The sequence below is a fragment of the Pseudoalteromonas sp. J2K-J599 genome, assembly GCF_059295115.2.
Window position 1 is genome coordinate 332,612 of record NZ_CM200271.1, and the last position, 26,180, is coordinate 358,791.

At 41.3% G+C, this 26,180-nt stretch carries 15 protein-coding genes, 2 tRNA genes and 3 rRNA genes; 14 read left to right on the top strand and 6 right to left on the bottom strand.

The features are described 5' to 3' along the window. The first annotated feature begins 89 nt into the window (after positions 1 to 89). From AC5NT5_RS01515 to AC5NT5_RS01560, 10 genes are all read left to right on the top strand, one after another. Positions 90 to 1,625: ribosomal RNA gene (locus AC5NT5_RS01515) — 16S ribosomal RNA — on the top strand. 76 nt (positions 1,626 to 1,701) lie between these two features. Beyond that, positions 1,702 to 1,778, top strand: a tRNA-Ile gene (locus AC5NT5_RS01520). 50 nt (positions 1,779 to 1,828) lie between these two features. Beyond that, positions 1,829 to 1,904, top strand: a tRNA-Ala gene (locus AC5NT5_RS01525). 304 nt (positions 1,905 to 2,208) lie between these two features. Further along, positions 2,209 to 5,098, top strand: a 23S ribosomal RNA gene (locus AC5NT5_RS01530). Between the two features lie 144 nt (positions 5,099 to 5,242). Further along, a 5S ribosomal RNA gene (gene rrf / locus AC5NT5_RS01535) occupies positions 5,243 to 5,357 on the top strand. Together the 16S, 23S and 5S rRNA genes with 2 tRNA genes alongside form the textbook arrangement of a ribosomal RNA operon. 528 nt (positions 5,358 to 5,885) lie before the next feature. Further along, positions 5,886 to 6,680, top strand: a complete 795-nt coding sequence (locus AC5NT5_RS01540; RefSeq protein WP_182672741.1) for a VOC family protein — start codon at positions 5,886 to 5,888, stop codon at positions 6,678 to 6,680. Between the two features lie 88 nt (positions 6,681 to 6,768). Beyond that, entirely contained in the window at positions 6,769 to 7,134 is a 366-nt protein-coding gene (locus AC5NT5_RS01545) for a hypothetical protein (protein WP_002959878.1), read from the top strand. After that, the gene (locus AC5NT5_RS01550; protein WP_494513239.1) at positions 7,131 to 9,464 is read left to right on the top strand and encodes a fatty acid cis/trans isomerase; all 2,334 of its coding nucleotides are present in this window, start codon (positions 7,131 to 7,133) and stop codon (positions 9,462 to 9,464) included. The genes AC5NT5_RS01545 and AC5NT5_RS01550 overlap by 4 nt, the downstream gene beginning before the upstream one ends. Before the next feature lie 131 nt (positions 9,465 to 9,595). Further along, positions 9,596 to 11,323, top strand: coding sequence for a response regulator (locus tag AC5NT5_RS01555; RefSeq protein ID WP_494513240.1), 1,728 nt, complete (start codon positions 9,596 to 9,598; stop codon positions 11,321 to 11,323). Positions 11,324 to 11,715: 392 nt separating this feature from the next. Then, positions 11,716 to 13,125: an ATP-binding cassette domain-containing protein gene (locus tag AC5NT5_RS01560; RefSeq protein WP_494513241.1), complete on the top strand. Its 1,410-nt coding sequence runs from the start codon at positions 11,716 to 11,718 to the stop codon at positions 13,123 to 13,125. A 47-nt stretch (positions 13,126 to 13,172) separates the two neighbouring features. On the opposite strand, the gene AC5NT5_RS01565 is transcribed toward AC5NT5_RS01560, so the two are convergent. From AC5NT5_RS01565 to AC5NT5_RS01590, 6 genes are all read right to left on the bottom strand, one after another. Beyond that, positions 13,173 to 14,051: a TraB/GumN family protein gene (locus AC5NT5_RS01565; protein WP_494513242.1), complete on the bottom strand. Its 879-nt coding sequence runs from the start codon at positions 14,049 to 14,051 to the stop codon at positions 13,173 to 13,175. 49 nt (positions 14,052 to 14,100) lie between these two features. Next, a complete protein-coding gene (locus AC5NT5_RS01570) occupies positions 14,101 to 15,537 on the bottom strand; it encodes a sensor histidine kinase (protein WP_494513243.1) in 1,437 nt (478 codons plus the stop codon). Beyond that, complete coding sequence (locus tag AC5NT5_RS01575; RefSeq protein WP_007377292.1) at positions 15,518 to 16,192, bottom strand: response regulator transcription factor; 675 nt, start codon at positions 16,190 to 16,192, stop codon at positions 15,518 to 15,520. Before AC5NT5_RS01575 ends, AC5NT5_RS01570 begins: the two co-directional genes overlap by 20 nt. Positions 16,193 to 16,255: 63 nt before the next feature. Then, positions 16,256 to 18,202, bottom strand: coding sequence for an LTA synthase family protein (locus AC5NT5_RS01580; RefSeq protein ID WP_494513244.1), 1,947 nt, complete (start codon positions 18,200 to 18,202; stop codon positions 16,256 to 16,258). Further along, positions 18,193 to 18,564 carry a diacylglycerol kinase gene (locus tag AC5NT5_RS01585; RefSeq protein ID WP_494513245.1) on the bottom strand — a complete coding sequence of 124 codons (372 nt, stop codon included), beginning with the start codon at positions 18,562 to 18,564 and terminating at the stop codon, positions 18,193 to 18,195. The genes AC5NT5_RS01580 and AC5NT5_RS01585 overlap by 10 nt, the downstream gene beginning before the upstream one ends. Then, a complete protein-coding gene (locus tag AC5NT5_RS01590) occupies positions 18,561 to 20,231 on the bottom strand; it encodes a phosphoethanolamine transferase (RefSeq protein WP_494513246.1) in 1,671 nt (556 codons plus the stop codon). The genes AC5NT5_RS01585 and AC5NT5_RS01590 overlap by 4 nt, the downstream gene beginning before the upstream one ends. A 540-nt stretch (positions 20,232 to 20,771) precedes the next feature. On the opposite strand from AC5NT5_RS01590, the gene ilvG reads away from it, so the two are divergent. From ilvG to ilvA, 4 genes are all read left to right on the top strand, one after another. Then, on the top strand, positions 20,772 to 22,421 hold the full coding sequence (gene ilvG / locus AC5NT5_RS01595) for an acetolactate synthase 2 catalytic subunit (RefSeq protein ID WP_002959891.1): 1,650 nt from the start codon (positions 20,772 to 20,774) through the stop codon (positions 22,419 to 22,421). Further along, the gene (gene ilvM / locus AC5NT5_RS01600; RefSeq protein ID WP_002959893.1) at positions 22,418 to 22,663 is read left to right on the top strand and encodes an acetolactate synthase 2 small subunit; all 246 of its coding nucleotides are present in this window, start codon (positions 22,418 to 22,420) and stop codon (positions 22,661 to 22,663) included. The genes ilvG and ilvM overlap by 4 nt, the downstream gene beginning before the upstream one ends. A gap of 103 nt (positions 22,664 to 22,766) precedes the next feature. Beyond that, a complete protein-coding gene (gene ilvD, locus AC5NT5_RS01605; RefSeq protein WP_024596945.1) occupies positions 22,767 to 24,623 on the top strand; it encodes a dihydroxy-acid dehydratase in 1,857 nt (618 codons plus the stop codon). Positions 24,624 to 24,625: 2 nt separating this feature from the next. Continuing rightward, complete coding sequence (ilvA, locus tag AC5NT5_RS01610) at positions 24,626 to 26,179, top strand: threonine ammonia-lyase, biosynthetic (RefSeq protein ID WP_494513247.1); 1,554 nt, start codon at positions 24,626 to 24,628, stop codon at positions 26,177 to 26,179. Position 26,180: the final 1 nt, after the last annotated feature.

Below are 26,180 nucleotides of genomic sequence, written 5' to 3' on the forward strand. Positions count from 1 at the left end.
TTCGGTAATTATTCGGCACAGTCAATTCAATATCGAAAGATATTAAAAAATTCAGAATTCATTGAGCTGTCGAAAGACATAAAACTTTTTAATTGAAGAGTTTGATCATGGCTCAGATTGAACGCTGGCGGCAGGCCTAACACATGCAAGTCGAGCGGTAACAGAAAGTAGCTTGCTACTTTGCTGACGAGCGGCGGACGGGTGAGTAATGCTTGGGAACATGCCTTGAGGTGGGGGACAACAGTTGGAAACGACTGCTAATACCGCATAATGTCTACGGACCAAAGGGGGCTTCGGCTCTCGCCTTTAGATTGGCCCAAGTGGGATTAGCTAGTTGGTGAGGTAATGGCTCACCAAGGCGACGATCCCTAGCTGGTTTGAGAGGATGATCAGCCACACTGGGACTGAGACACGGCCCAGACTCCTACGGGAGGCAGCAGTGGGGAATATTGCACAATGGGCGCAAGCCTGATGCAGCCATGCCGCGTGTGTGAAGAAGGCCTTCGGGTTGTAAAGCACTTTCAGTCAGGAGGAAAGGTTAGTAGTTAATACCTGCTAGCTGTGACGTTACTGACAGAAGAAGCACCGGCTAACTCCGTGCCAGCAGCCGCGGTAATACGGAGGGTGCGAGCGTTAATCGGAATTACTGGGCGTAAAGCGTACGCAGGCGGTTTGTTAAGCGAGATGTGAAAGCCCCGGGCTCAACCTGGGAACTGCATTTCGAACTGGCAAACTAGAGTGTGATAGAGGGTGGTAGAATTTCAGGTGTAGCGGTGAAATGCGTAGAGATCTGAAGGAATACCGATGGCGAAGGCAGCCACCTGGGTCAACACTGACGCTCATGTACGAAAGCGTGGGGAGCAAACGGGATTAGATACCCCGGTAGTCCACGCCGTAAACGATGTCTACTAGAAGCTCGGAGCCTCGGTTCTGTTTTTCAAAGCTAACGCATTAAGTAGACCGCCTGGGGAGTACGGCCGCAAGGTTAAAACTCAAATGAATTGACGGGGGCCCGCACAAGCGGTGGAGCATGTGGTTTAATTCGATGCAACGCGAAGAACCTTACCTACACTTGACATACAGAGAACTTACCAGAGATGGTTTGGTGCCTTCGGGAACTCTGCTACAGGTGCTGCATGGCTGTCGTCAGCTCGTGTTGTGAGATGTTGGGTTAAGTCCCGCAACGAGCGCAACCCCTATCCTTAGTTGCTAGCAGGTAATGCTGAGAACTCTAAGGAGACTGCCGGTGATAAACCGGAGGAAGGTGGGGACGACGTCAAGTCATCATGGCCCTTACGTGTAGGGCTACACACGTGCTACAATGGCGCATACAGAGTGCTGCGAACTCGCGAGAGTAAGCGAATCACTTAAAGTGCGTCGTAGTCCGGATTGGAGTCTGCAACTCGACTCCATGAAGTCGGAATCGCTAGTAATCGCGTATCAGAATGACGCGGTGAATACGTTCCCGGGCCTTGTACACACCGCCCGTCACACCATGGGAGTGGGTTGCTCCAGAAGTAGATAGTCTAACCCTCGGGAGGACGTTTACCACGGAGTGATTCATGACTGGGGTGAAGTCGTAACAAGGTAGCCCTAGGGGAACCTGGGGCTGGATCACCTCCTTATACGATTTAGAACTTATTTGTTCGTAGTGTCCACACAGATGATTGTTATTGTAAAGAGAACAACACTTATTGTTTTGGGTCTGTAGCTCAGCTGGTTAGAGCGCACCCCTGATAAGGGTGAGGTCGGTAGTTCAAATCTACTCAGACCCACCACTTCTTGTCTAATCAAGAAGATGGTTAAAACAGTAAGTACCAGCATATGTGGGGCTATAGCTCAGCTGGGAGAGCGCCTGCCTTGCACGCAGGAGGTCAGCAGTTCGATCCTGCTTAGCTCCACCACTCTTACTTCTTAAAAATAAATATTCTTTATCGGGCCATTAACTGCCTGAGAATAGAGTGTGTTTAATTTTGAGAGGTTTTTGTATCTCTTGCTCTTTAAAAATTTGGAAAAGCTGATAATAAAATTCTGATAGATACATTGTATTTATCAAGAGTTTTCAAAAGTAAAAAAGAATGGTAGCAGTACCATTCAGTGCCATTTGATTAACGTTTTACGTTGATTGATTGGTATCTACTTTAGTATTCAATATTAACTTCTGGCGAAGTTAAACTGTCACAAAACAAAGACCCGTTTGGGTTGTATGGTTAAGTGACTAAGCGTACACGGTGGATGCCTTGGCAGTTGGAGGCGATGAAGGACGTATTAACTTGCGATAAGCCTAGTCAAGCTAGTAAAAAGCGCTTGAGACTAGGATTTCCGAATGGGGAAACCCACCTGCTTGCAGGTATCGTTAACTGAATACATAGGTTAACGAGGCGAACGCGGAGAACTGAAACATCTAAGTACCCGTAGGAAAAGAAATCAACCGAGATTCCGAAAGTAGCGGCGAGCGAAATCGGAACAGCCCTTAAGCTTATTATGTGTTAATGGAAGGCTCTGGAAAGTGCCACGATACAGGGTGATAGTCCCGTACATGAAAAGACATTTTAAGTGAAATCGAGTAGGTCGGAGCACGTGAAACTTTGACTGAATATAGGTGGACCATCATCTAAGGCTAAATACTCCCAACTGACCGATAGTGAACCAGTACCGTGAGGGAAAGGCGAAAAGAACCCCTGTGAGGGGAGTGAAATAGAACCTGAAACCGTGTACGTACAAGCAGTAGGAGCCCACTTGTTGGGTGACTGCGTACCTTTTGTATAATGGGTCAGCGACTTATATTTTGTAGCGAGGTTAACCGAATAGGGTAGCCGTAGGGAAACCGAGTCTTAACTGGGCGACTAGTTGCAAGGTATAGACCCGAAACCCGGTGATCTAGCCATGGGCAGGTTGAAGGTTGAGTAACATCAACTGGAGGACCGAACCCACTAACGTTGAAAAGTTAGGGGATGACCTGTGGCTAGGAGTGAAAGGCTAATCAAACCGGGAGATAGCTGGTTCTCCCCGAAATCTATTTAGGTAGAGCCTCGGACGAATACTTACGGGGGTAGAGCACTGTTAAGGCTAGGGGGTCATCCCGACTTACCAACCCTTTGCAAACTCCGAATACCGTAAAGTAATATCCGGGAGACACACGGCGGGTGCTAACGTCCGTCGTGAAGAGGGAAACAACCCAGACCGCCAGCTAAGGTCCCAAAGTCATAGTTAAGTGGGAAACGATGTGGAAAGGCCCAGACAGCCAGGAGGTTGGCTTAGAAGCAGCCATCCTTTAAAGAAAGCGTAATAGCTCACTGGTCGAGTCGGTCTGCGCGGAAGATGTAACGGGGCTAAACTATGCACCGAAGCTGCGGATTCAGAATTTATTCTGAGTGGTAGGGGAGCGTTCTGTAAGCGGTTGAAGGTGTACCGGGAGGTATGCTGGACGTATCAGAAGTGCGAATGCTGACATGAGTAACGATAATGGGAGTGAAAAACTCCCACGCCGGAAGACCAAGGGTTCCTATCCCATGTTAATCAGGGTAGGGTAAGTCGACCCCTAAGGCGAGGCCGAAAGGCGTAGTCGATGGGAAACAGATTAATATTTCTGTACTCGATATAATTGCGATGGGGGGACGGAGCAGGCTAAACAAGCATGGCGTTGGTAGTCCATGTGAAAGTGAGTAGGTTGGCGACTTAGGTAAATCCGGGTTGCTATTAAGACTGAGACACGAGACGAGTCACTACGGTGATGAAGTTGTTGATGCCATACTTCCAGGAAAAGCCTCTAAGCTTCAGATTATATGGAATCGTACCCCAAACCGACACAGGTGGTCAGGTAGAGAATACTAAGGCGCTTGAGAGAACTCGGGTGAAGGAACTAGGCAAAATCGTACCGTAACTTCGGGAGAAGGTACGCTCCTATCTGTGATGAGACTTGCTCTCTAAGCGGACGGGAGCCGCAGTGACCAGGTGGCTGGGACTGTTTATTAAAAACACAGCACTGTGCAAAATCGCAAGATGACGTATACGGTGTGACACCTGCCCGGTGCCGGAAGGTTAATTGATGGGGTTATCCTTAGGGAGAAGCTCTTGATCGAAGCCCCGGTAAACGGCGGCCGTAACTATAACGGTCCTAAGGTAGCGAAATTCCTTGTCGGGTAAGTTCCGACCTGCACGAATGGTGTAACCATGGCCACGCTGTCTCCACCCGAGACTCAGTGAAATTGAAATCGCAGTGAAGATGCTGTGTACCCGCGGCTAGACGGAAAGACCCCGTGAACCTTTACTACAGCTTGGCACTGAACATTGAACCTACATGTGTAGGATAGGTGGGAGACTTTGAAGCAGCGACGCTAGTTGTTGTGGAGTCGTCCTTGAAATACCACCCTTGTAGTTTTGATGTTCTAACGTTGGCCCCTGAATCGGGGTTACGGACAGTGCCTGGTGGGTAGTTTGACTGGGGCGGTCTCCTCCTAAAGAGTAACGGAGGAGCACGAAGGTTGGCTAAGTACGGTCGGACATCGTACGGTTAGTGTAATGGTAGAAGCCAGCTTAACTGCGAGACAGACACGTCGAGCAGGTACGAAAGTAGGTCATAGTGATCCGGTGGTTCTGAATGGAAGGGCCATCGCTCAACGGATAAAAGGTACTCCGGGGATAACAGGCTGATACCGCCCAAGAGTTCATATCGACGGCGGTGTTTGGCACCTCGATGTCGGCTCATCACATCCTGGGGCTGAAGTCGGTCCCAAGGGTATGGCTGTTCGCCATTTAAAGTGGTACGCGAGCTGGGTTTAGAACGTCGTGAGACAGTTCGGTCCCTATCTGCCGTGGGCGTTTGAGAATTGAGAGGGGTTGCTCCTAGTACGAGAGGACCGGAGTGAACGAACCGCTGGTGTTCGGGTTGTCATGCCAATGGCATTGCCCGGTAGCTACGTTCGGAACTGATAAGCGCTGAAAGCATCTAAGCGCGAAGCAGGCCTCGAGATGAGTTCTCACTAGACTTTTAAAGTCTCTGAAGGGCCGTTGAAGACTACAACGTTGATAGGCAAGATGTGGAAGTGGTGTGAGCCATTAAGCTAACTTGTACTAATTACCCGTGAGGCTTAACCATACAACGCCAAACGCGTTTTATGCGACAGTTTAGACAGAAGTTAATATAACTAAAGTAGAAATTACTTAGAAAGACTTAAAAAATATTATCAGATATTTTCCAAATTCAGTTAATGCGTAGAGATACGATTAACGCCCTAATTTGCTTGGTGACAATAGCGTTTTGGACCCACCTGATCCCATGCCGAACTCAGTAGTGAAACGAAACAGCGCCGATGATAGTGTAGCATTTGCTATGTGAAAGTAGGACATTACCAGGCTTCAAATTAAAGAAACCCGTTACAGCAATGTGACGGGTTTTTTGCTTTCTGAGGTTTAGAAAAAGCCTATAGGCTATATAGAACTTGCATGCCGAACTCGGTAGTCAAACAAAACAGCTCGAAGGCGAGCCCCGACCAACGATAGTGTAGCATTTGTTATGTGACTCTCCACCGCTGTGGGCACTACGACAGTACCAGGCTTCAAATTGTAGAGAGCCCGACTAGAAATAGTCGGGCTTTTTTACGTCTGCAGAAAAGTGATTCAGGGATTCCTCTAGATCGAAGGACTTCTTAGTAAATCATTTATATCAGTCAGCAATAATATTTAATCCATTTGAGAGGTTAAATCTGACCCTAACTGCGTTAAAAACCTCAAATATGAAACAACTGAATAACGAATTTTTGCCCTTCTTTTATCGACTCCGCTTAGCTATTGCTCTAATCTCAATTTATGGTCTGTTCCATTATCTCGTTTATAAAATGTGACAGAGTTCGTTTAGGTAAAATTAGAATAATAAGGGCTTAATCATGAGTAAAGTTGAAAACCATCCGCATGGTATTTTTTGTTGGTCAGAGCTTTGTACGCACAATTGGAAAGACGGTAAGGCGTTTTATACATCTTTATTTGATTGGGGGTATGACGATCAACCCATTGGAGAGAACATATACTACACCATGCTACAAAAGCAAGGTGATGATATCGCTGCAATGTACGAAATGCCTAAAGAGCAAATTAGTGCAGGTATCCCAAGTCATTGGTTGGCTTACATTGCCGTCGATAATGTTGATGATTGTGCGCTAAAAGCAAAAGAACTGGGTGCTGAAGTTATTGCCGGCCCTCATGATGTTATGAATGCAGGTCGCATGCTTATGCTAAAAGATCCAGTAGGCGCAACTGTTGCACTATGGCAGGGAAATGAGCATAAAGGTTGTAAGCACTTAGGTGAATTAAATACGCCTTATTGGCATGAGTTAGCAACAAGAGATAGTAAAGTAAGTCGAGACTTTTACTGTGCTTTACTAGGCTGGGAAAGCGAAATAAAGCCTATGGAAGGGATGGACTACATTTTATTTTTAGTCGATGGACAACCAATTGCCGGTATGCTTGAAATGACAAGTGAATGGCCTGATGATACCCCTGCTCATTGGATGATTTATTTTGCAGTAGAGAGTTGCGATGTAATTGTTAGTAAAGCCGCTAGCTTAGGTGGACAAGTATGTGTTCCTGCAACAGATATCCCAGATGTTGGTCGTTTTAGTGTTATATGCGACCCTCAAGGTGCTGTATTTTCGGTGATCGAATCTGTTATGGATGACGTTTAAACACAGTTACATTAGCTTTAGCGTTAATTTGCTCGCTAGTTTGATATAATACTCGTCAATTAAATCGTCAGAAAGTGCAGAGAACGCAATGGAATTTGAACAAGATAGTAATTTAACCCTCCCTTTATTTCTATTAGATGAATCATTAAGTAATAGAGACTTAGAGCAGCCTGATTTTGAAATATCAATTGGACTTGATGATGAGTTACTTGCTCAAATTTGCCAGAACCCAAGTGAAGATAGCAGTGTCGCTATTACTGTTAGCGGTTATGAGTTGCTTATAACTAATCCTCTGTACTTAGCTATATTAGATCAAGAGCACGATGCGCAGATAACATTAACGCATGGCCCTCTTTTAAGTATTGTTTTGAATACTGAAGGTCAGAATACATTCGTTTCTCCTCAAATGGATATGATGCCCACCTTTGATTTAGGTGATGAGGACGACGAATGAGAAAAATACTAATAAGTACGATAGTACTCATTATTTTAAGTGGTTGTGCATATTTGGGAAATGCTCACTACGATGATCTTTTTGGACCTGAACAAACACAAGAGAGAATGGTGCCTCATACAACAGGTGCTGGTGCTGATTTTTTACAAAATGTAAAACCTGTACTCGATACCCGCTGCGTAGTTTGTCATGGTTGTTACGATGCACCATGTCAACTGAAGCTCTCATCCCCTGAAGGTATTGACCGGGGGTTGAGTAAAGAGCTTGTTTACGATGGAACTCGTTTATTGGCAACGACCCCAAGCCGTTTATTATTTGATGCAACTAATACTCAGCAATGGCGAGAAAAAAACTTTACGCCAGTGCTAAATGAGCGCATACAAAGTGAAGAAGCTAACTTAGCGGGCAGTGTGTTATTTAATAGCTTAGTGTTAAAGCAAAGCCATGAATTGCCAGTAAACGAAGTGTTAGGTGATGAGTTTGACTTTTCGTTAGCGCGTTCGCAAACCTGTGCAACAATGGGGGAGTTTGACCGATTGGCAAGTGATCAACCTCATGGCGGCATGCCCTATGGTTTACCTGGTGTTTCGCGTGAAGAGTTTAATCACCTACAGAACTGGCTTAAAGGTGGCGGTAAAATGTCACATATTCAGCCACCGAGTAAATATGATCAGAATAAAATAGCGGGCTGGGAAGCATTTTTAAATCAAGATAGCTTAAAGTATCAGTTATCAGCACGGTATATTTATGAGCATTGGTTTTTAGCACATATTTATTTTACTTCAGAAAACCCACAAAGCTTTTTCAAACTAGTTCGCTCAAGTACGCCTCCTGGTGAGGAAATAAAGTTAATTAACACGCGTCGCCCATACGATGACCCTAAAGTTAGCCGTGTTTATTATCGTTTTATGCAAGAGCGTACAACCATACTTTCTAAAACACATTTACCTCTTGAGCTTAATGAAGCTAAATTACTGCGTTTATATGAGCAGTTTATTGCACCAGATTATACGGTTACGCAAATGCCGAGTTATGAGGCTAAGGCAGCATCTAACCCTTTTAAAACTTTCGAAGTTATTCCAATTAATTCTAAGTATCAATTTATGCTTGATGAGGCAGAGTTAATTATTATGGGCTTTATAAAAGGGCCTGTTTGTCGTGGTCAGATTGCTTTAAATGTTATAAACGATCATTTTTGGGTGGCTTTTGCTGATCCTAATAAAGTAGCGACTCCGGCTGTAGGGGAAATGCTAATGCAACATGAAGAGGCATTAGAGCTTCCTGCCGCTGAGGAAAGTAATGCCTTACCCATTTCTAGCTGGGTTAAATATTCAGTTCGCGAGAAAAAGTATTTACAGGCGAAAGTAGAGTTGGCTAACAAAATGTTCAAAGGTGGTGAGCACCTTACAACAGACTTACTTTGGAAAGGTGATGGGCATAATAAAAATGCGGCACTAACTATTTTCCGCCATTTTGATAGTGCAACTGTAGTTAAAGGTTTTATTGGTCAAGAGCCTAAAACCACCTGGATATTAGATTATGCTTTGTTTGAGCGTATTCACTATTTGCTTGTAGCAGGCTTTGATGTGTACGGAAATATAGGCCATCAATTAGTGACACGCCTATATATGGATTTTTTACGTTTAGAGGGAGAGCAAAACTTTTTAGCATTGTTACCTGAGGCTAAACGTAATCAAATCAAAAAGCAGTGGTATCGTAATTCACCACCAGATTTATCTAAGTTCTTTAAAAATAACCGAGAATTTAGCCAGCCAAGTGGTATTAGCTATAAAACTGATGATCCACAGCATGAGCTATATACCTTGATGAAAGAAGCCTTAGCGCCAGTTTTAAGTGAAAAATACAACTACACTGAAGTGCCAAAGCCGTTAAATGTTGTAAGTAACATGCCAGCAAAAGCGGTAAACTTATTACCTCAGCTTTCTTTTGTACTTGTAAAGCAAAAAGATGATAGCCATAAGGGCTACACTATTATTCATCATAATGCGCACTACAATATTTCTAGTTTATTAAACGAAGATGGCCAACGTGCTTATGATGAAGATACCGCGACTATTGTTCCTGGGTTTATCGGAGATTATCCAGCAGCTATTTGGTATTTAAATAACGAGCAGCAAGTAAATGCTTTTGCCGAGCAATTGCCTATGATGCAAATAGAAGCTGATTATGGTGCACTGAAATCTAAGTTCGGCATTCGACGTACTCATCCACAGTTTTGGCAATATAGCGATATATTGCACGATACAGCTAAAAAGTATCGTGGGATAGAATATGGAATGTTCGATTATAATCGATTAGAGAATCGCTAATATAATTTTACGACTATGGCCCAGCTTGATGCTGGGCTTTTTTATTGGGTATTAATAATTTGCTTAATTATTTTGACTGATTCTTCGTTTTAAATAATTAGTCTACACTTATATAAAAAACTGGTTTATACATGTTCAATATTATTAAAAGCGTGAGAACACGTTACCGATGGGCTTTAATTGCAATAGCGCTATTAATAAGTGGCTCTGCTTTATTAATGCAGCATAGTTTTTCTGTTCAAAAGTTTGATGCAAAAATTATTAACATCGCTGGTAGCCAGCGTATGCTCTCACAGAAAATTGCTTGGCACAGTAACGCTATGCTTAACATCAGTAATTACTCGCCAGCTCATTCTGAGTTACTTGAGCAGTCCCTAAATACATTTAAAAATTCCCATCAAATATTATTAACTAAAAACTCTGATGACGAATACATTTACTTAAATCCAGCGTTAGTAGACTTATATTTTGGTGAAACGATTGGGCTAGATAAAGCGGTATTTGACTATATAGAACAAACAGAGCGGCTTTTGTATCAGCAAGGAGAGATAAACTACTCAGTATTTTCTATTAAGCATGTTGAAACGTTATTAACAAAGCTTGATAAGGCAGTGAGCTTGTTTGAATCTCAAGCAGTTAAAAAAGTAAATTGGGTCGCCAACCTAGAGATACTATGCTGGTTATTGGCAATGACATTATTACTTGTTGAGTTAAGATTTGTTTTTATGCCAATGGAAAAAGAGGTTTCAGACACGCTTTTAGAGCTAAAAAAACAAAAAGATTTTGTTCATCAAACAAGCCAAAATAAAGAACATTTTATTGCCAGGGCTAGTCACGAATTTAGAACACCTTTGCAGGGACTAATTACGTCTATTGAGGAGCTAGAGGTTTCTGATAAACAGCAAAGCGTTAAAACCCAAGCTAACTATTGCGCGCTTAGGTTAATAGCCATATTAGATGAATTACAAGACTTGCAGGCTTTAAGTGCAGGTAAATGGGTACCGCATTTAAATGATGAAAACCTTCTAGAGTCATGTAATAAAGTAGTAATAGCTTACAAGCATGCGTGTAAGCAAAAAGGCCTAAAACTAGTTAGTTGTTTAGATGAATCGTTAAATTGTGTATGTAAATTGGATCATCAACGTTTGCAGCACACACTTACAGAGTTAATTAGTAACGCTATTAAGTTTACACAAAAAGGTGGAATTACTGTTTCAGCTAAGCTTTTAAATGATGAATTTCATTTAACGGTGAGTGACACTGGCAGTGGCTTTTCAAAGAAGATTACCAGTCTTGAATTTGACTCTTTTAAACAAACTAATCACTTTCAAGGGTTAAGAACAGGCCTAACCCGGGTTCAATACGTTGTAAAAGCACTGCATGGTGAAATTACTTTTACAAATAATAAAACTCATGGTGCTTTGGTGTCTTTGTGTTTACCAGTGACAATAAGTAAAGACCTCCCAACACCTCTTAAAGTAAACGACAAGCTAACGTGTTTAGTCGTTGAAGATAATCCATTAAACACCATGTTATTAACCCGCATACTTAGTCTATTAGGTTTAAGCTATGATTGCGCAGAAAATGGTAAAGTTGCGTGTGATATGGTGAGTGAAAATCAGTACGATATTGTTTTTATGGACTTAAATATGCCTGTAATGGATGGGTTTGAGGCGATTAAAAAAATACGCTCTGATCTTAATAAAGTAATGCCAATTATTGTTATAACAGCAAATACTTCACAAAATGATATAGAGCGAGCTTATAAATACGGGGCTAACCTTCATATGCATAAACCAATAAGTCAGCAAGCAATTAAAGACGCATTAAATAGTATTAGCGTTGCTAGGGCGTGTTGATCTTTGGTAGTTGAATTTGCAGCAGTATGTTTGGTTTTTAGGCAAGGCAGAGCCTATGTAGTGTGGTTATTCCCCATAAATAGGCGATAACGCAGTATAAATACCAAACATGCGCTGCCCATCGGGTTCTTTCTAGGGACGATTAACTCTTTGTTGCCTACATGGATGTAGGTAAGGGGCGTGAGCAGGACGCGGAAGCTTTACTCGGTTTTGACTTAGCCCACTAGGTTACAAACCTCGCGCCGCGATTTAATCGTCCCTAGATTGAACAAATTTCAATCCACAAAGATCAACACGCCCTAGTGAAATAAATTAATTTTGCAGGTAACAAGCTTGCTAAGCACTTTTAATATACGTTAACTTGCTGTTTTAAGGTTTATTAGGAAAAGTTAGTGCAGTCAATTACGCTTGAGCAATTTAATGGTTACTTACAAGGACAAGGCAAAAGTCGTTACGACATATGCAACCTAGATTGGCAAGTTAATCTAGGAGAACATTGGCTGCTTCTAGGTGCTAATGGAGCCGGTAAATCTGCACTGACAGCTGCGTTAGTTGGTGAAGCTAAGTGCGAAAGTGGTAAGCGTATAAGTAGTATTAATAAGCTTATGCTCGTGTCTTCAGATTCACATAAACAGTTACTAGCTCAAGAATTAGAGCATGAAAAGCACACCCTCGTTAAAGACCTTATTTTTACAGGGCATAGTAATAATGATGAATTATTAGCGCAGCTAATAGAATTATTTAAATTTAGCTCATTACTAAATAGGCATTTTAGAGACCTTTCAACGGGTGAAACTCGTAAACTCCTACTTATAAAAGCACTCAGCTCCCATAGTGAGTTAGTCGTGCTTGACGAGCCTTTTGATGGGCTCGACGTACAATCGTGCCAGCAGCTTAATAAAATACTTATAGAGCTTAGCCACACGATTACTTTTGTTTTTGTGCTAAACCGCCTAGACGAAATCCCTTCATTCATTACTCACTATGGTTATGTAAACCAAGGCTGCTTGTTACATACTTTAGCAAAGCCAAGTAGTGAGCAATTAAGTGACTTACTAAAATTACTTCATTTAGAGCATACTTCATTGGATGTGCCATCTCCTGATACCGAGCAAGAGCAAAAGGCATTCACCGGTAATACCTTAGTTAAATTGAGTAATGCTAAAGTTAGTTACAGTGATGTAAGCATATTCAAAAATCTCAATTGGACTATAAAAAAGCATCAGCATTGGCAGCTTAGTGGAGCGAACGGTTCAGGCAAAACATGCTTATTAAATTTAATAACAGGTGATAACCCACAGTGTTATAACAATGACATTGAAGTGTTCGGTTTTAAACGTGGCACAGGGGAGAGTATTTGGGATATAAAACAGCATATTGGTTTTATATCTAACGCGCTACATATGGATTACCGCGTAAGTATATCGGCTTTAAATACTGTTGTTTCAGGATTTTACGACAGCATAGGTTTATATCAAAAACCGAGCGACGCACAAATTAATATTGCTCAACAGTGGCTGGCATTTATTGGTTTAAGTGATAAACAAAATACCTCATTCACCCAGCTATCGTACGGCGATCAGCGTATGTTATTAATTGTGCGAGCTATGGTAAAACATCCAACGTTACTTATTTTAGATGAACCTTGCTTGGGCTTAGATGAAGCAAACAGGCAGCGTGTACTGCTACTAATAGAGAAAATTTGTGCTGCCAATACAAGTACTGTGATTTATGTAAATCATCATGCGGCAGACAAAATTAAAGGAATAGAGAATTACTTAAAAATGGAAGACTTTCATTAAAAACTCACAGAAAGGTTGAGCGAGAATTCACTCAACCCATTTTTATTTTAAAGACGAGTAACGCTAAAGCCTTTATCTCGAAGTTGTTTAAGTAACCCGTGTTTTTCAGGTAAATGCAAAGCGCCTACAGCAATAAATAGCTGCTCGTTTGCTAAACGCGGTGTGAGTTGTTTAACCCAATTATTATTGCGGTTAGTTAGCATTACTTGCTCGCTAATTTCACCGTAATTACTGTCATCAAAACTCATGTTGTAGTAATCGGTTAGTGTGTCCATGTCACCGCTTTTCCATGCATTAACTAACTTGATAAAGTAAGTATTAATATCGGCTAGTTGCTCAAAGGTTTCTTCAATCATTTCATTGCTTAATAGCGCCATACCATCAAACATTTGTAGTTGTTGTTCTAGGGTTTCAAGCTCGCCAATTTTAATATTATGCTCTTTAGCATAACTAAGCACTTGCTTATCTATGCCGGTTTCATCTGAATATCCTGCATTTTGAAATTCAATTTGCATCATAGTCACCATAACAGCCCAAGGCTTTAAGCCATTAAACATAGCAATATCAATCGACTTTTTAGCAAAGTAATCTTTTAGCTTGGTATAATTTTGCTTTGAAAGCTCAGTTTGTAATGTTTTACCGTCACTTAGCATCATAAATGGCATTGAGCGCTGTTGCATTTCAAGTGGTGTAAGTTTGCTTATATCAACTTCAACAATCACTTCTTTGCTTGCACTAATCGCATTGATTACATTGTTAGGTAAGCCTTTCATGCTGGCATCACCAACGTGTACAGTGCCAAATAAATAAGAGCTAACGCCATTTTTTTCTATTTTATATAAGGCAGGAGCAGCATAGCTGTTAAGGCTAAATGTTATAAGTAATGCCACAATAAAAAAGTGGCTAATACGGGTAAGAGCATTCATGGTTTGTCCTTAAAATCTCAAAATTAGTAGTGTAAATACTAACCTAAATTTACTTCAGAGGTAACGTTAATATAAACGTTAACGTATTGTTTTCGGTATTACTGGCCGTAATAGTAAAGCCATTTAAGTTACATAAGCTCTGTACAATTGATAATCCTAAACCATGGCGCTGGTTATTAGTTCTAGATGAATCTAGCTGATAGAGCGGGTCAAAAATAGCAGTTAGCTGTTCATTACTTAGTGGTTTATTTACTTTGTTACTAACAGAGATGGTCATGTTTGTGCTGTTATTTACGGCAGTTAATTTAATTGGCGCCTCAGGAAGTCCATAAAATAGTGCGTTATCGATTAAGTTACACAAAATGGTATTTAAACTAAATTCGTCAGCATTAAGTGTAATCTCGTCACTTATTTCGTTATTTAAACGCGTTTTAATACTTGGATGCTTAAAGGTCAGCTCATCAATAATTTGATTTACTAAGTTGTTTAGCATGATATTTTGTGCATCCAATTGCATAGCACTACTACTTGAGCGCTGCAATAATAAGAGGTTGCTAACAATCGTTTTCATACGCTGTGAAATATTAAGCACATCACTGGTATAGGTGTCGCTAATGCGTTTATCGTCAGGGTAGCGAATAGCCACCTCTGAGAGGCTTATGAGTTCAGCTATTGGGGTTTTAAGCTCGTGTGCAATGTCGCTTGTTAGGCGTTTTTCATTACTATAGAGTTGCTGATTAACGGTAATAAACTTATTTAGCTCGTTACGTATAGGTTCTATTTCTTCTACTTTAAAGTCGCTTTCTATTGTTTGCGCAACACCGGTAATATCGAGTAACTTAATTTGGTCGTTTAAATTGTGTAGAGGATGCAGGCCTTTATTTACAATACGTGTCACTAAATAGCGCACACCAAACACACCAAGCACACAGGTTAAAATAAAGACGACATCAATAATAATCAGTACTTTATTAAGTTCGGCTGTCGGCGCTGCGATTGCAAGTGTCATGGTATTAAAAACAGCAGAGTGAGTGGGGTTTCTATCATCTTTTTGGGCTACAAAGTGACTTATAAGTGCGCGACCATCACGTCCGTTAGGAAGCTCGTAATCTATAATTTTAGATTCGTTAATCGGCATTTCTAAAAAAGGCAGGTTAGCATTTTCATAAAGCGCTAATGAGTCCGAGCGCTCAAACACATCACGGCCATGCCATAATTGGTAAAACTCCGTGGCATCGGCTGCTTCATACTCCGACATAAACTCACCAGCAAAATCAAATTCAACCACGTTGTTGTCATCTTCAACTAAGGTTTTTAAGTAGTTAGCTTTATTAGTTAAAGACTGATTAAACTGATCTTCCACCCAAGTATCAACACTTAAATCAACGGTTAAAAATATGGTGAATAAAATAACTGAGATCACGGCGCTAATATTATTAACGAGTTTACGTTTTATTGAGTGATTTTTATTTTGTTGTTGCGACATAACCAAATCCACGTTTATTTTTTATCGGGAGCTCGCCATCAAACTGTCTTACTTTTTTACGTATGGTTGAGATGTGTGCTTCAAGCGCATTTTTAGAGAGCATATCAAACTGACCTACCACCGCTTCACTTATAAGCTCAAGCCCCAATACTCGCTCTGGGGCGTTAAATAAGCATTCTATTATTTTATATTCATTACGCGTGAGCTCAATGGCATGTTGCTTGTAGTGAAGAGTTTTAAGTGACAGATCTAATACGCAATCACCTACGGTTAGGGTATTTTGTTGGTTTTGCAGTGAACCACGACGAAGTAATGCAAGGACACGAGCATGGAGTTCTTCAAACGAAAATGGCTTAGTTAAATAATCGTCAGCGCCTTTCATAAGGCCGTTAATTTTATCTTGAGGCTCACTTCGTGCCGATAAAATTAGCACACGGCTTTGGCTATTACTGCTGCGCAGTGCTTGTAAAATACTCATGCCATCAACGCTCGGTAGCATTAAATCAAGTACGAGGAGGTCGTAGTTTCCACTCAGTGCCATACTCAACCCTTCAGAGCCATCACCAGTTTCATCTACGGTAAAACCAAGGTTGCTAAGGCCAACTTGCAAGCTGCGTCTTAGTGCTTCAGAGTCTTCAATAACGAGGATTTTCATGTTTACTCGGTTTATAAAAATAGCCTTGTTACTTTAACAAGGCTTTATTATCAAGTCACTTGGTTAATGATACCAACCATTTGTATAAGCTAGATTACCTAAGTTCGCATGGGCTAGGGCTTTTTTTACTAATTGCTCATCGTTTTCACATGGCACAAGCTGGTTATTGCTATACGTATAGGTGGTTGCTGGTTTTTGTGGTTGTAACACCACCACTTTATTATTGTGCATGTAGGCAAAGTTTTTGTCGTATTGCATCATTGCGCGTTGTTTGTTGTCGCTAATTGGCTTTGATAAATCATGACCTATCATTGGGTGCTTACCACTTGCGCCAATTAAAGACAGTAGAGTAACAGGAATATCGAGCTGACTGGCTAGTTGGCTATCTCGTTTATGGGTAATACCTTTTCCAAAAATAACGGCCGGAATTTTAAAGTGATCAACCGGTACTAAATTTGAACCCGATACGCGCGAGTCGTGATCGGCAATAACTATAAATACAGTATCATCCCAGTAGCTCGATTTTTTAGCTTTTTCGATAAACGTGCCTAGTGCGTAATCGGCATACTTGGCAGCATTATTACGGGTTTGTTTTTGTTTATCGTACAGCGTTATTTTATCGTCAGGAAAGTCATACGGGCTATGATTAGAGCTTGAAAATATAAGGCTAAAAAAGGGTTTGTTTTGATTTTTAAGCTTAGTAAGTTCTATATCGGCTTGGTCGTACAAGTCTTCGTCTGATGCGCCCCACGAGCCATTAAAGTCTATTTTTTTAAAGTTATTTGTATCTACGATACTTTTAAAACTGTTGCCTAAAAAGAAGCTGCGCATGTTATCAAAATGGCTTTCGCCACCATAAATGAACTGCGTGTTGTAATTTTGCTTTGCTAAAAAATCAGCAATGGTAAAAAAGTCACGTTGTGATTTATCAAGCTTAACAACTGCACGCGAAGGCGTTGGTGTAAACCCTGTAATTACTGCCTCAATTCCACGTACTGAACGTGTACCCGTGGCGTATAAATTATCAAACCCCCAGCCTTGTTTATAAAGGGCGTCTATATTAGGTGTAAGCGGTAAACCGCCAAGCGTGCCTACATAACGAGCACCTAAACTTTCTTGTAAAATAATGACTAAATTTTTGGGTTTACCTGTATTACTTGCGCCATGAAACGTTTTTGTAGGGGCGGTTACATCACTAAATGTGCCTTGCGTATTTTGCATGTTACTACGCACAATACTAAGTAATTCATCGGTGGGCATTTTACCGTAATAGTCTTGGCTCGATTGCTCATTAGAAAGTTGCTTAACTGCAAACGCGACGCTATAAAGTGAGTTAAGGGTTAAGTCGTTAAGTAAATGATCGGTAGAAAACGAGACCATGGCGGGGTTAAGTGGTCTGTGTCCTAATGAGTTGCGGGCGCCAAAAATAGTTAAGCATACTAAAACAAGCGCTAAAATTGATTGATTTAAACCTGTTAGTGATGACTTGCTTTGCCATTGATTGCTAAATATTTTACTTGCAAATTTACAGCTTAAAATAAGTGCTATAACAGCAATAAATACTTCTAACTTATAGCCTGAAAAAATCATTTTTGAGACTTCTTTAGGATAAATTAAATATTCTATAAATAAGCGGTTTGGGCGTAAATCGTACTCGTTTATAAACGTAGGCGTAATCACTTCAAAAAAAACAAGTAAAGCAGACATCGTCACTAAATAAATTTTAATGAGGCCGCGTACTTTATTTTGCCAACCTACGCTTTGCATCAGTAAAGTAAGTAGTAATGCGGGCATAATAATGTAGCTTAGAGTGGCTATATCTACTCTTAACCCACCTATAAATATAGACAACCACGCATGCGATCCAAATACACGCTCCCCTTGCCATACACTTAATCCAAAGCGAGCAAGTGTTAAAAAGCTAAGTGCCAAAACAGCAAATACAACAAAAATCCATACAGGGCCAAGTGCATTTTGTATTTTAGGTATAAAAGTTAGCTTTATGCCCATAACACAGCCCACCAAATAAGAGCGGCAATTAGCATAGCTATAAACACGCTTGCAGAGGCAATATCTTTAGCTAGCCCCGAAAGCTCATGGTATTCACTGCCAATTCTATCAACTACAACCTCAACTGCCGTATTTACCAGCTCAGCAAATAATACAAAAAGCAGGCTGGCTATAAGCAGTAATTTATCCCTTAGTGCAATTTCTTGTAGCCACATAAACACACCGAGTAACGAAAACAGTGCTAGCTCTTGTTGAAACGCCGCTTCAAATCGACTCATCCATTTTAAGCCGTTAAAAGAATGGCTTAAGGTAAAAATAAGGCGCATTAAGCCTTGGCGTTTTATAACGGTTTTATTACTCATAGTTTTATTTCGCTTGGTGTTGTTTGGCAGTTAGCAAGTAAATCAAGTGATGCCTGATACGTTTTGCTTTTAATGCCAATTAAATTTAAAAGGGTGTGAAAAATATTGTTGTGTGAGCGTGCAGCAGTGGTGTCTAGATTAGCTAAACAGGTATTAGTAATGCGCTGATTATGCTCATCAGCCCACATATAAAGAGGAACGTGCGTTTGTGTGCTAGGTGCAAAGCTATACGGAAAACCATGTAAATAAGCACCGGCTTCGCCAAGTGATTCACCATGATCAGAGACATATAAAAACTGCTTATCTATGTTGTTTGGCAGCGCTTTTAATTGCTCAATTACCTGGGCGTTAACAAAGTCGCTGTACGCAATTGTGTTGTCGTAGGTATTAACTAATTCATCGAGTGAGCAGTTTTGAATGTCGCTTCTATCGCACGTAGGCGTAAATTGCTTAAACTTATCTGGGTAGCGTTTAAAGTAAGTTGGCCCGTGTGAGCCCATCATATGTAGGACGATAACGGTGTTAGCTTGGCTCAAATTAGCGAGTTTGCGCTTAAGTGGAGCAAGCAGTGCTTCATCAAAACAATATTTTCCATCGCAAAGCGCTGATGGGGTGGTTGGGATATCAATGTTAACAACACGGGTACATACGTTTTTACAGCCGCTGTTGTTATCAACCCACAGTACGTCGCTGCCAGCTTGTTGTGCTAAATCAATCAGGTTTTGTTGGTTGTCGGCTGCTAATCGATCAAAGTTATCTTGTGTTTGCAGTGAAAACATACACGGCACAGACACTGCAGTAGCGGTGCCACAAGACGCCACATTATTAAAATACGTCACATTATACTTTTGTGTATAAGGATTGGTGTTGCGCTTATAACCTTGATAAGAAAAGTTTTCTGCTCGTGCGGTTTCGCCAACAACCATAACTGTTACGCTGGTGGTGTTAGGCGCAATTAAGGTAGGTGTTGCATCTATATCTTTAAACTCCATATTGGTATACAGCAGCTGATCGCGCATATATTTATAACCGCTAGAGAGATACTGAAATGGGATGAGTTCTTTTTTCAAAATGCGGTTATTGCGGCCAGTGGCTGCGTAGTCGGCGTAAAAGTTTACGACCACTAAAGCAATTAGTGAGCAGCACGCTACAATAAGTTTTATACGACTAATCGCTTCTTGGTGAGGACGGGTAAAGTGTATTTTTACTTTGCTTAATATAAAAACAGGTAGCGCACAAAACAACAGTAAAAAGGCTATGAGCTGAGGGTTTAAATAGCTCAGAGCTTCACTTGAGTCTGTTTCGAACGTGTTTTGAATCATTGAATAGTCAAACACGACGCCGTAATTTAATGAGCCGTAAAGTACGGCACTCGAAATTATCAGTAAAAGGTAGTTAATTGGTTTTAGTAACCACCTAACCGACACTATTGAAAAGAAAATAATTAAAAGGCATAACAAAAGCAGTGGCACTGAAAGTAAAAATAACCATGAAAAAGATGCAAGGGAGGTGATGGCGCTAAACGAACCTTGAATAAAAGGAATGTTTATAACTAAACAGTAATAACAGGCAATCATCACTACAAAGGCATTTGCACTACAGTGAATGTAAAACCGCTTACTACGATTTGGCTTTTTTTGTGCTGGTGTTTGGCTAGTTATGTTCATATTTAGGCTCGTTTAAAATAACAACGCCATGCTATGCAACAACACTTAAGAGTCGCTTAAGAGAACCTACGCATTACCTGAAGGAGATAAATAATTTTATTTATAAAAATATTCTCAAAAATTAATCAAACCTTAAATAAGGGATATAAGAATAGTGAATTTCTGAGATTAAAATTAGAGCATAAAAAAACCACTAGCAGCTTGTATAATGAATTTTAAAACCTGATAAATTGCCTTTTAGTCTTTTTGTTAGATTAACTTTGGTGTTGACTTAAAGGGCCTAGCGCGGTACTAATATAAAAAGAGAGCGAAGGAATAACCTTCGCGATAATTGAACAAAATTTGGTATTAATTACATGCTTACAAACGCACTTAACCTAGTCCTGATTATTATCGTGGTGATTATTCCCGCGAGGGCTTCGTAGTGCTTTAAAAACTTAAGCATTAAAAAAGCCCTCCGCACTTAACCGTTCGGAGGGCTTTTTAGTTTTAAGGGTAAAATTTGTAATTGGGTTGTCACTGAGGAATGAGGGTTTATTAATGACAGGCGCAGAACTAACAATCGACTTATTGGCCAAACACGGCGTAAATGAAGTATTTGGCTACCCAGGCGGAGCTATTATGCCAATTTACGATGCGCTGTATGGCGCGCCAGTCAAACACTACCTTACTCGTCATGAGCAAGGTGCAGGGTTTGCAGCTGTTGGTTATGCTCGTAGCACACGTAAATTAGGCGTATGTTTTGCAACATCGGGCCCAGGTGCAACTAATTTAATAACCGCTCTTGCTGATGCGATGATGGACTCAGTACCATTATTGGCGATCACCGGCCAAGTGCCTACTGCAGCGATTGGTTCAGATGCGTTTCAAGAAATAGATGTACTAGGTATGTCGCTTTCGTGTACTAAGCACAGCTACATGGTAGAACGAGCTGAAGACTTAGCAGAGATATTACAAGAAGCAATTCATTTAGCGCAAAGCGGCCGCCCAGGTCCTGTACTTGTCGATATCCCAAAAGATATTCAAATGGCTCAAGTCCCTTTTAAACCTTGGCTAGCAGCTGATGAATACTTACCAGAGTTAGATTTAAAGCAAGTTGCTATTGCTAATCAATTGTTGAGTGAGGCTAAACAGCCTGTAGCGTATGTAGGTGGTGGTGTACAAGCCGCTGATGCGCAAGATGAGCTAATGCAATTTTTAAATAAAACTCAGATGCCAGCTGTATCAACACTTAAAGCGCTAGGCAGTGTATTACCAGATTACGAACATTACTTAGGTATGTTGGGTATGCATGGTGGTCAAGCTGCTAATATCGCAGTGCAAGAGTGTGATGTACTTGTATGTATCGGGGCACGCTTTGATGACCGCGTAACAGGCAACTTAGCTAAATTTGCAGCTAAAGCTAAAGTAATCCATTTAGATATAGATGCTGCTGAAGTTGGTAAGCGAAAACCTGCTAAAGCTTCATTAATTGCCGATTTAAAAACGTCGTTACCCGCACTTGAGTGCTTTGTAACACCTAAAGCTTGGTGTGACACAAATAAAGAAATGAATATTAAGCATGCGTGGCGTTACGACTACCCAGGTGAGAAGGTTTTTGCACCGTACTTATTAAACCAACTAAGCCAACGCATGCCAAAAACAGGGGTTGTGTGCTGCGATGTTGGTCAGCACCAAATGTGGGTAGCACAGCACATGAAGTTTACTCATCCGAGTAATCATTTAAGCAGTGGTGGTGCAGGCACAATGGGCTTTGGTCTACCTGCGGCTATTGGCGCGCAAGTAGCACGCCCTGATGACTTTGTTATCACTGTATCGGGCGATGGTTCTATAATGATGAATATTCAAGAGCTGGCCACTATTCGTCGTAACAATTTACCTGTAAAAATATTAATTTTAGATAACCAGCGTTTAGGGATGGTTCGCCAATGGCAAGAACTATTTTTTGAAGGGCGTTATTCTGAAACTAACCTGTCGGATAACCCAGACTTTGTGCAATTAGCTGCTGTATTTGGTATCCCAGGGCAAACAATTACTCACGCTAACCAAGTTGATGATGCGATAACTGCATTAGTTAACAGTAAAGGTCCGTACATAGTACATGCCTGTATTGATGATAAAGAAAATGTTTGGCCACTTGTACCACCTGGGGCTGCTAACGACGAAATGATGACGGAGAAAGCAAAATGAAACATAGCCTAACTATTGCATTAAAAAGCCAAAGTATAGCGGTAGAGCGCTTTTTACGAGTGGTGCGTCATCGTGGTTTTGACCTTACGCATTTTCAGCTCAATATGGACGATGGTTTTTATAATGTAGACATGACGGTAGATAGTGATAAACCAATTCACCTTTTAACCAGCCAGTTAAATAAGCTGGTGGATGTCAAAGAAGTCACTTTACAAAATTTACAGCAACAACAGGCTGTGTAATTACGAACTGAAAAACAATTTACGAGTAACTGAATCACTCGGTTACTCACCAATTTTAGAATGAGGAATGCCCGCTTATTCTGCGGCAAAAACTGAGGTAACTATGGCTAAATTAAGAAGTGCAACAACAACTGAAGGGCGTAAACGCGCAGGCGCTCGTGCATTATGGCGCGCAACAGGTATGACCGACACCGATTTTGGTAAGCCGATTATTGCCGTAGTTAACTCGTTTACACAATTTGTACCAGGGCATGTTCACCTTAATCAGTTAAGTGAACTTATGGCTGAAACCATTACACAAGCCGGTGGCGTCCCTAAAGAATTTAATACTATTGCGATTGATGATGGTATTGCAATGGGTCACGGCGGCATGCTTTATTCGCTGCCTTCGCGCGACTTAATTGCTGACTCGGTTGAGTATATGGTAAATGGTCATTGTGCTGATGCGATGATTTGTATTTCAAACTGCGACAAAATTACTCCAGGAATGATGCTTGCAGCACTACGCTTAAATATTCCGGTAATATTTGTATCAGGCGGTCCAATGGAAGCAGGTAAAACTAAGCTTGCTAACATCGATATTAAACTTGATTTAGTAGATGCCATGGTTAAAGGCGCTGATGAATCGGTAAGTGATGCAGATTCAGAGCAAGTAGAGCGTTCTGCGTGTCCAACATGTGGCTCTTGTTCAGGCATGTTTACTGCAAACTCAATGAACTGTTTGTTAGAAGCGATTGGTTTAGCACTTCCGGGTAATGGTACCACGCTTGCGACTCATAAAGACCGTAAACAACTTTATGTTGAAGCGGGGGCTCGTATTGTTGATTTATGTCGTGAGTATTATCAAAAAGATAATCAAGATGTATTGCCACGTGCTATTGCTAACAAAACAGCCTTTATGAATGCAATGGTTGTTGATATTGCAATGGGTGGCTCGTCAAATACGGTATTGCATTTACTTGCTGCAGCGCAAGAAGCGGGCGTTGATTTTGATATGTCGCACATTGATGCGCTCTCTCGTAAAACACCATTTTTATGTAAAGTTGCACCAGCGACACCTGAATATCATATTGAAGATGTGCACCGCGCAGGCGGCATGATGGCAATCGTACGTGAACTTGGCAAAGCAGGCTTAGTTGATATGTCAGTTAATCATGTTGCTGGGTCAACTATGGCTGAGCTCGTTAAAAAATGGGATGCAACAGATCCTACTAACGAAGCAGCGCGCAAATTTTACCGTGCTGGCCCTGCGGGCATTCGTACCACTAAAGCAATGAGCCAAGAGTGTCGTTGGGACGAGGGCGATAATGACCGTGTTAATGGGTGTATCCGAAGTGTCGAACACGCTTTTCGTCAAGATGGTGGCTTAGCTGTACTTTCGGGTAATTTAGCAGTTGATGGCTGTATTGTTAAAAGCGCTGGCGTTGTTGATGAAATGCTACATTTTGAAGGTACTGCAGTCGTGTACGAGTCACAAGATGATTCTGTAGAAGGTATTTTAAACGATGAAGTAAAAGCCGGTGATATCGTGGTTATTCGTTACGAAGGCCCTAGAGGCGGCCCAGGTATGCAAGAAATGCTATACCCAACTAGCTACTTGAAATCAAAAGGCTTAGCTGAAAAATGTGCACTTATTACTGATGGTCGCTTTTCGGGTGGTACTTCGGGTTTATCAATTGGTCATGTGTCGCCTGAAGCGGCAAGTGGTGGTGCAATTGCTTATGTTGAAAATGGCGACAAAATCATTATTGATATCGCAACACGAGAAATCACGTTAGCACTAAGCGATGAAGAGCTTGAAGCACGTAAACAAAAACAATTAGCACGCGGAAAACTGGCGTACAAACCAGTTGACCGTGAGCGCTATGTATCGTCTGCTTTAAAGGCTTATGCATTACTTGCAACAAGTGCTGATAAAGGCGCAGTGCGTGACTTAGCTAAATTGGAGGCGCTTAGTTAATTATGGTCTCTCAAGAGCTCGATTATTTTCGCGCTATTATTCAAGCAAACATGGAGCCTTTGGCTAAAGTTTCCGAGGTCAGCGAAATGGCTGAGCTTGGTGCTAAATTAGGTAACCATGTTTGGTTAAAGCGTGAAGACCAACAGCCCGTGTATTCATTTAAATTACGCGGTGCGTATAACAAATTAAATAAATTACCTAAAGGCTCAGTGGTTATCACTGCTTCAGCGGGTAATCATGCTCAAGGGGTTGCACTAAGTGCTTCTCACTTAGGGCATCAAGCCACAATTGTAATGCCAGTAACAACGCCTGAAATAAAAGTAAGTGCGGTACGTGCGCTTGGCGGTGAAGTTGTGCTACATGGGCATCATTTTGATGCCGCAAAAGCACATGCGCTTGAGCTTACAGAGCAACGAAACGGTATATTTGTTCCACCATTTGATGACCCAGACGTCATTGTTGGTCAAGGTACTGTAGCACGTGAGCTTATGCAGCAATTAAACGAGCTTGATGCGGTGTTTATTCCTGTTGGCGGCGGCGGTTTACTTGCTGGGATGGCGGTTTATATTAAATCGCTGCGTCCAGATATAAAAGTAATTGGTGTAGAGGCCGACGAAAGTGCATGTTTACAAGCGGCACTTAAAGCAGGTAAACCGGTAGAGCTTGAGCGCGTTGGCAGTTTTGCTGATGGCGTAGCGGTTAAAATTATTGGCACTGAAACATTTCGCTTAGCGCAAAAGTTTTGTGATGAAGTTATAACCGTCACCAGCGACGAAATATGTGCTGCCATGCAGGATATTTTTGTATCTACCCGTGCAATAGCAGAGCCTTCAGGTGCACTTGCAACGGCAGGGCTTAAAAAATGGAGCCAGCAGTCGGGTTTAAAAGGGTTACATTTAGCGGCTGTTTTATCCGGTGCTAATTTAAACTTTGATCGCCTGCGTTATGTTGCAGAGCGCACTGCGCTGGGTGAAAAAAACGAAGCGTTATTAGCGGTTACTATTAAAGAAGAAAAAGGCAGCTTTAAACAGTTTTGTGCTTCTTTAGGTGGCCGTGCTATTACTGAGTTTAACTACCGTTATGCAGGACCTGGTGAAGCACAAATATTTGTAGGTATTGCCCTGCGCCAAGGCGAGCAAGAGCTTAATGAGCTAAAGCAAGACTTAACAAATAATGACTACCAATTTTGCGATCTGTCGGATAACGAACTCGCTAAATTACATGTGCGCTATATGGTTGGCGGAAAAGCACCCGAGCAATTGCATGAGCGCTTACTTCGCTTTGAATTTCCAGAGTATCCAGGTGCGCTTGCACGCTTTTTAGATACTTTAGGTAGTAATTGGAACATTACCTTATTTCATTATCGTAATCACGGTGGTTCGATGGGGAATGTACTGGCAGGTTTTGCTATTGAGCCGAGTCAGTATGAGATGTTTAACGAACACTTAAACCGTTTAGGTTACAGTGTACAAGATGAAACACAAAATCCGTGCTTTAGCCAATTTTTAACATCAAAGCCCCAAGCAGAAAAAGCCGAAAAACTCGCCTCAGTATAAT

Bases quoted from the DNA above. Each gene is read 5' to 3' on its own strand.
- AC5NT5_RS01565 (WP_494513242.1), bottom strand. From the start codon at position 14,051: ATGAATGCTCTTACCCGTATTAGCCACTTTTTTATTGTGGCATTACTT.
- AC5NT5_RS01555 (WP_494513240.1), top strand. From the start codon at position 9,596: ATGTTCAATATTATTAAAAGCGTGAGAACACGTTACCGATGGGCTTTA.
- AC5NT5_RS01585 (WP_494513245.1), bottom strand. From the start codon at position 18,564: ATGAGTAATAAAACCGTTATAAAACGCCAAGGCTTAATGCGCCTTATT.
- AC5NT5_RS01590 (WP_494513246.1), bottom strand. From the start codon at position 20,231: ATGAACATAACTAGCCAAACACCAGCACAAAAAAAGCCAAATCGTAGT.
- AC5NT5_RS01575 (WP_007377292.1), bottom strand. From the start codon at position 16,192: ATGAAAATCCTCGTTATTGAAGACTCTGAAGCACTAAGACGCAGCTTG.
- AC5NT5_RS01545 (WP_002959878.1), top strand. From the start codon at position 6,769: ATGGAATTTGAACAAGATAGTAATTTAACCCTCCCTTTATTTCTATTA.
- ilvM (WP_002959893.1), top strand. From the start codon at position 22,418: ATGAAACATAGCCTAACTATTGCATTAAAAAGCCAAAGTATAGCGGTA.
- AC5NT5_RS01570 (WP_494513243.1), bottom strand. From the start codon at position 15,537: ATGTCGCAACAACAAAATAAAAATCACTCAATAAAACGTAAACTCGTT.
- ilvD (WP_024596945.1), top strand. From the start codon at position 22,767: ATGGCTAAATTAAGAAGTGCAACAACAACTGAAGGGCGTAAACGCGCA.
- ilvG (WP_002959891.1), top strand. From the start codon at position 20,772: ATGACAGGCGCAGAACTAACAATCGACTTATTGGCCAAACACGGCGTA.
- ilvA (WP_494513247.1), top strand. From the start codon at position 24,626: ATGGTCTCTCAAGAGCTCGATTATTTTCGCGCTATTATTCAAGCAAAC.
- AC5NT5_RS01580 (WP_494513244.1), bottom strand. From the start codon at position 18,202: ATGGGCATAAAGCTAACTTTTATACCTAAAATACAAAATGCACTTGGC.
- AC5NT5_RS01550 (WP_494513239.1), top strand. From the start codon at position 7,131: ATGAGAAAAATACTAATAAGTACGATAGTACTCATTATTTTAAGTGGT.
- AC5NT5_RS01540 (WP_182672741.1), top strand. From the start codon at position 5,886: ATGAGTAAAGTTGAAAACCATCCGCATGGTATTTTTTGTTGGTCAGAG.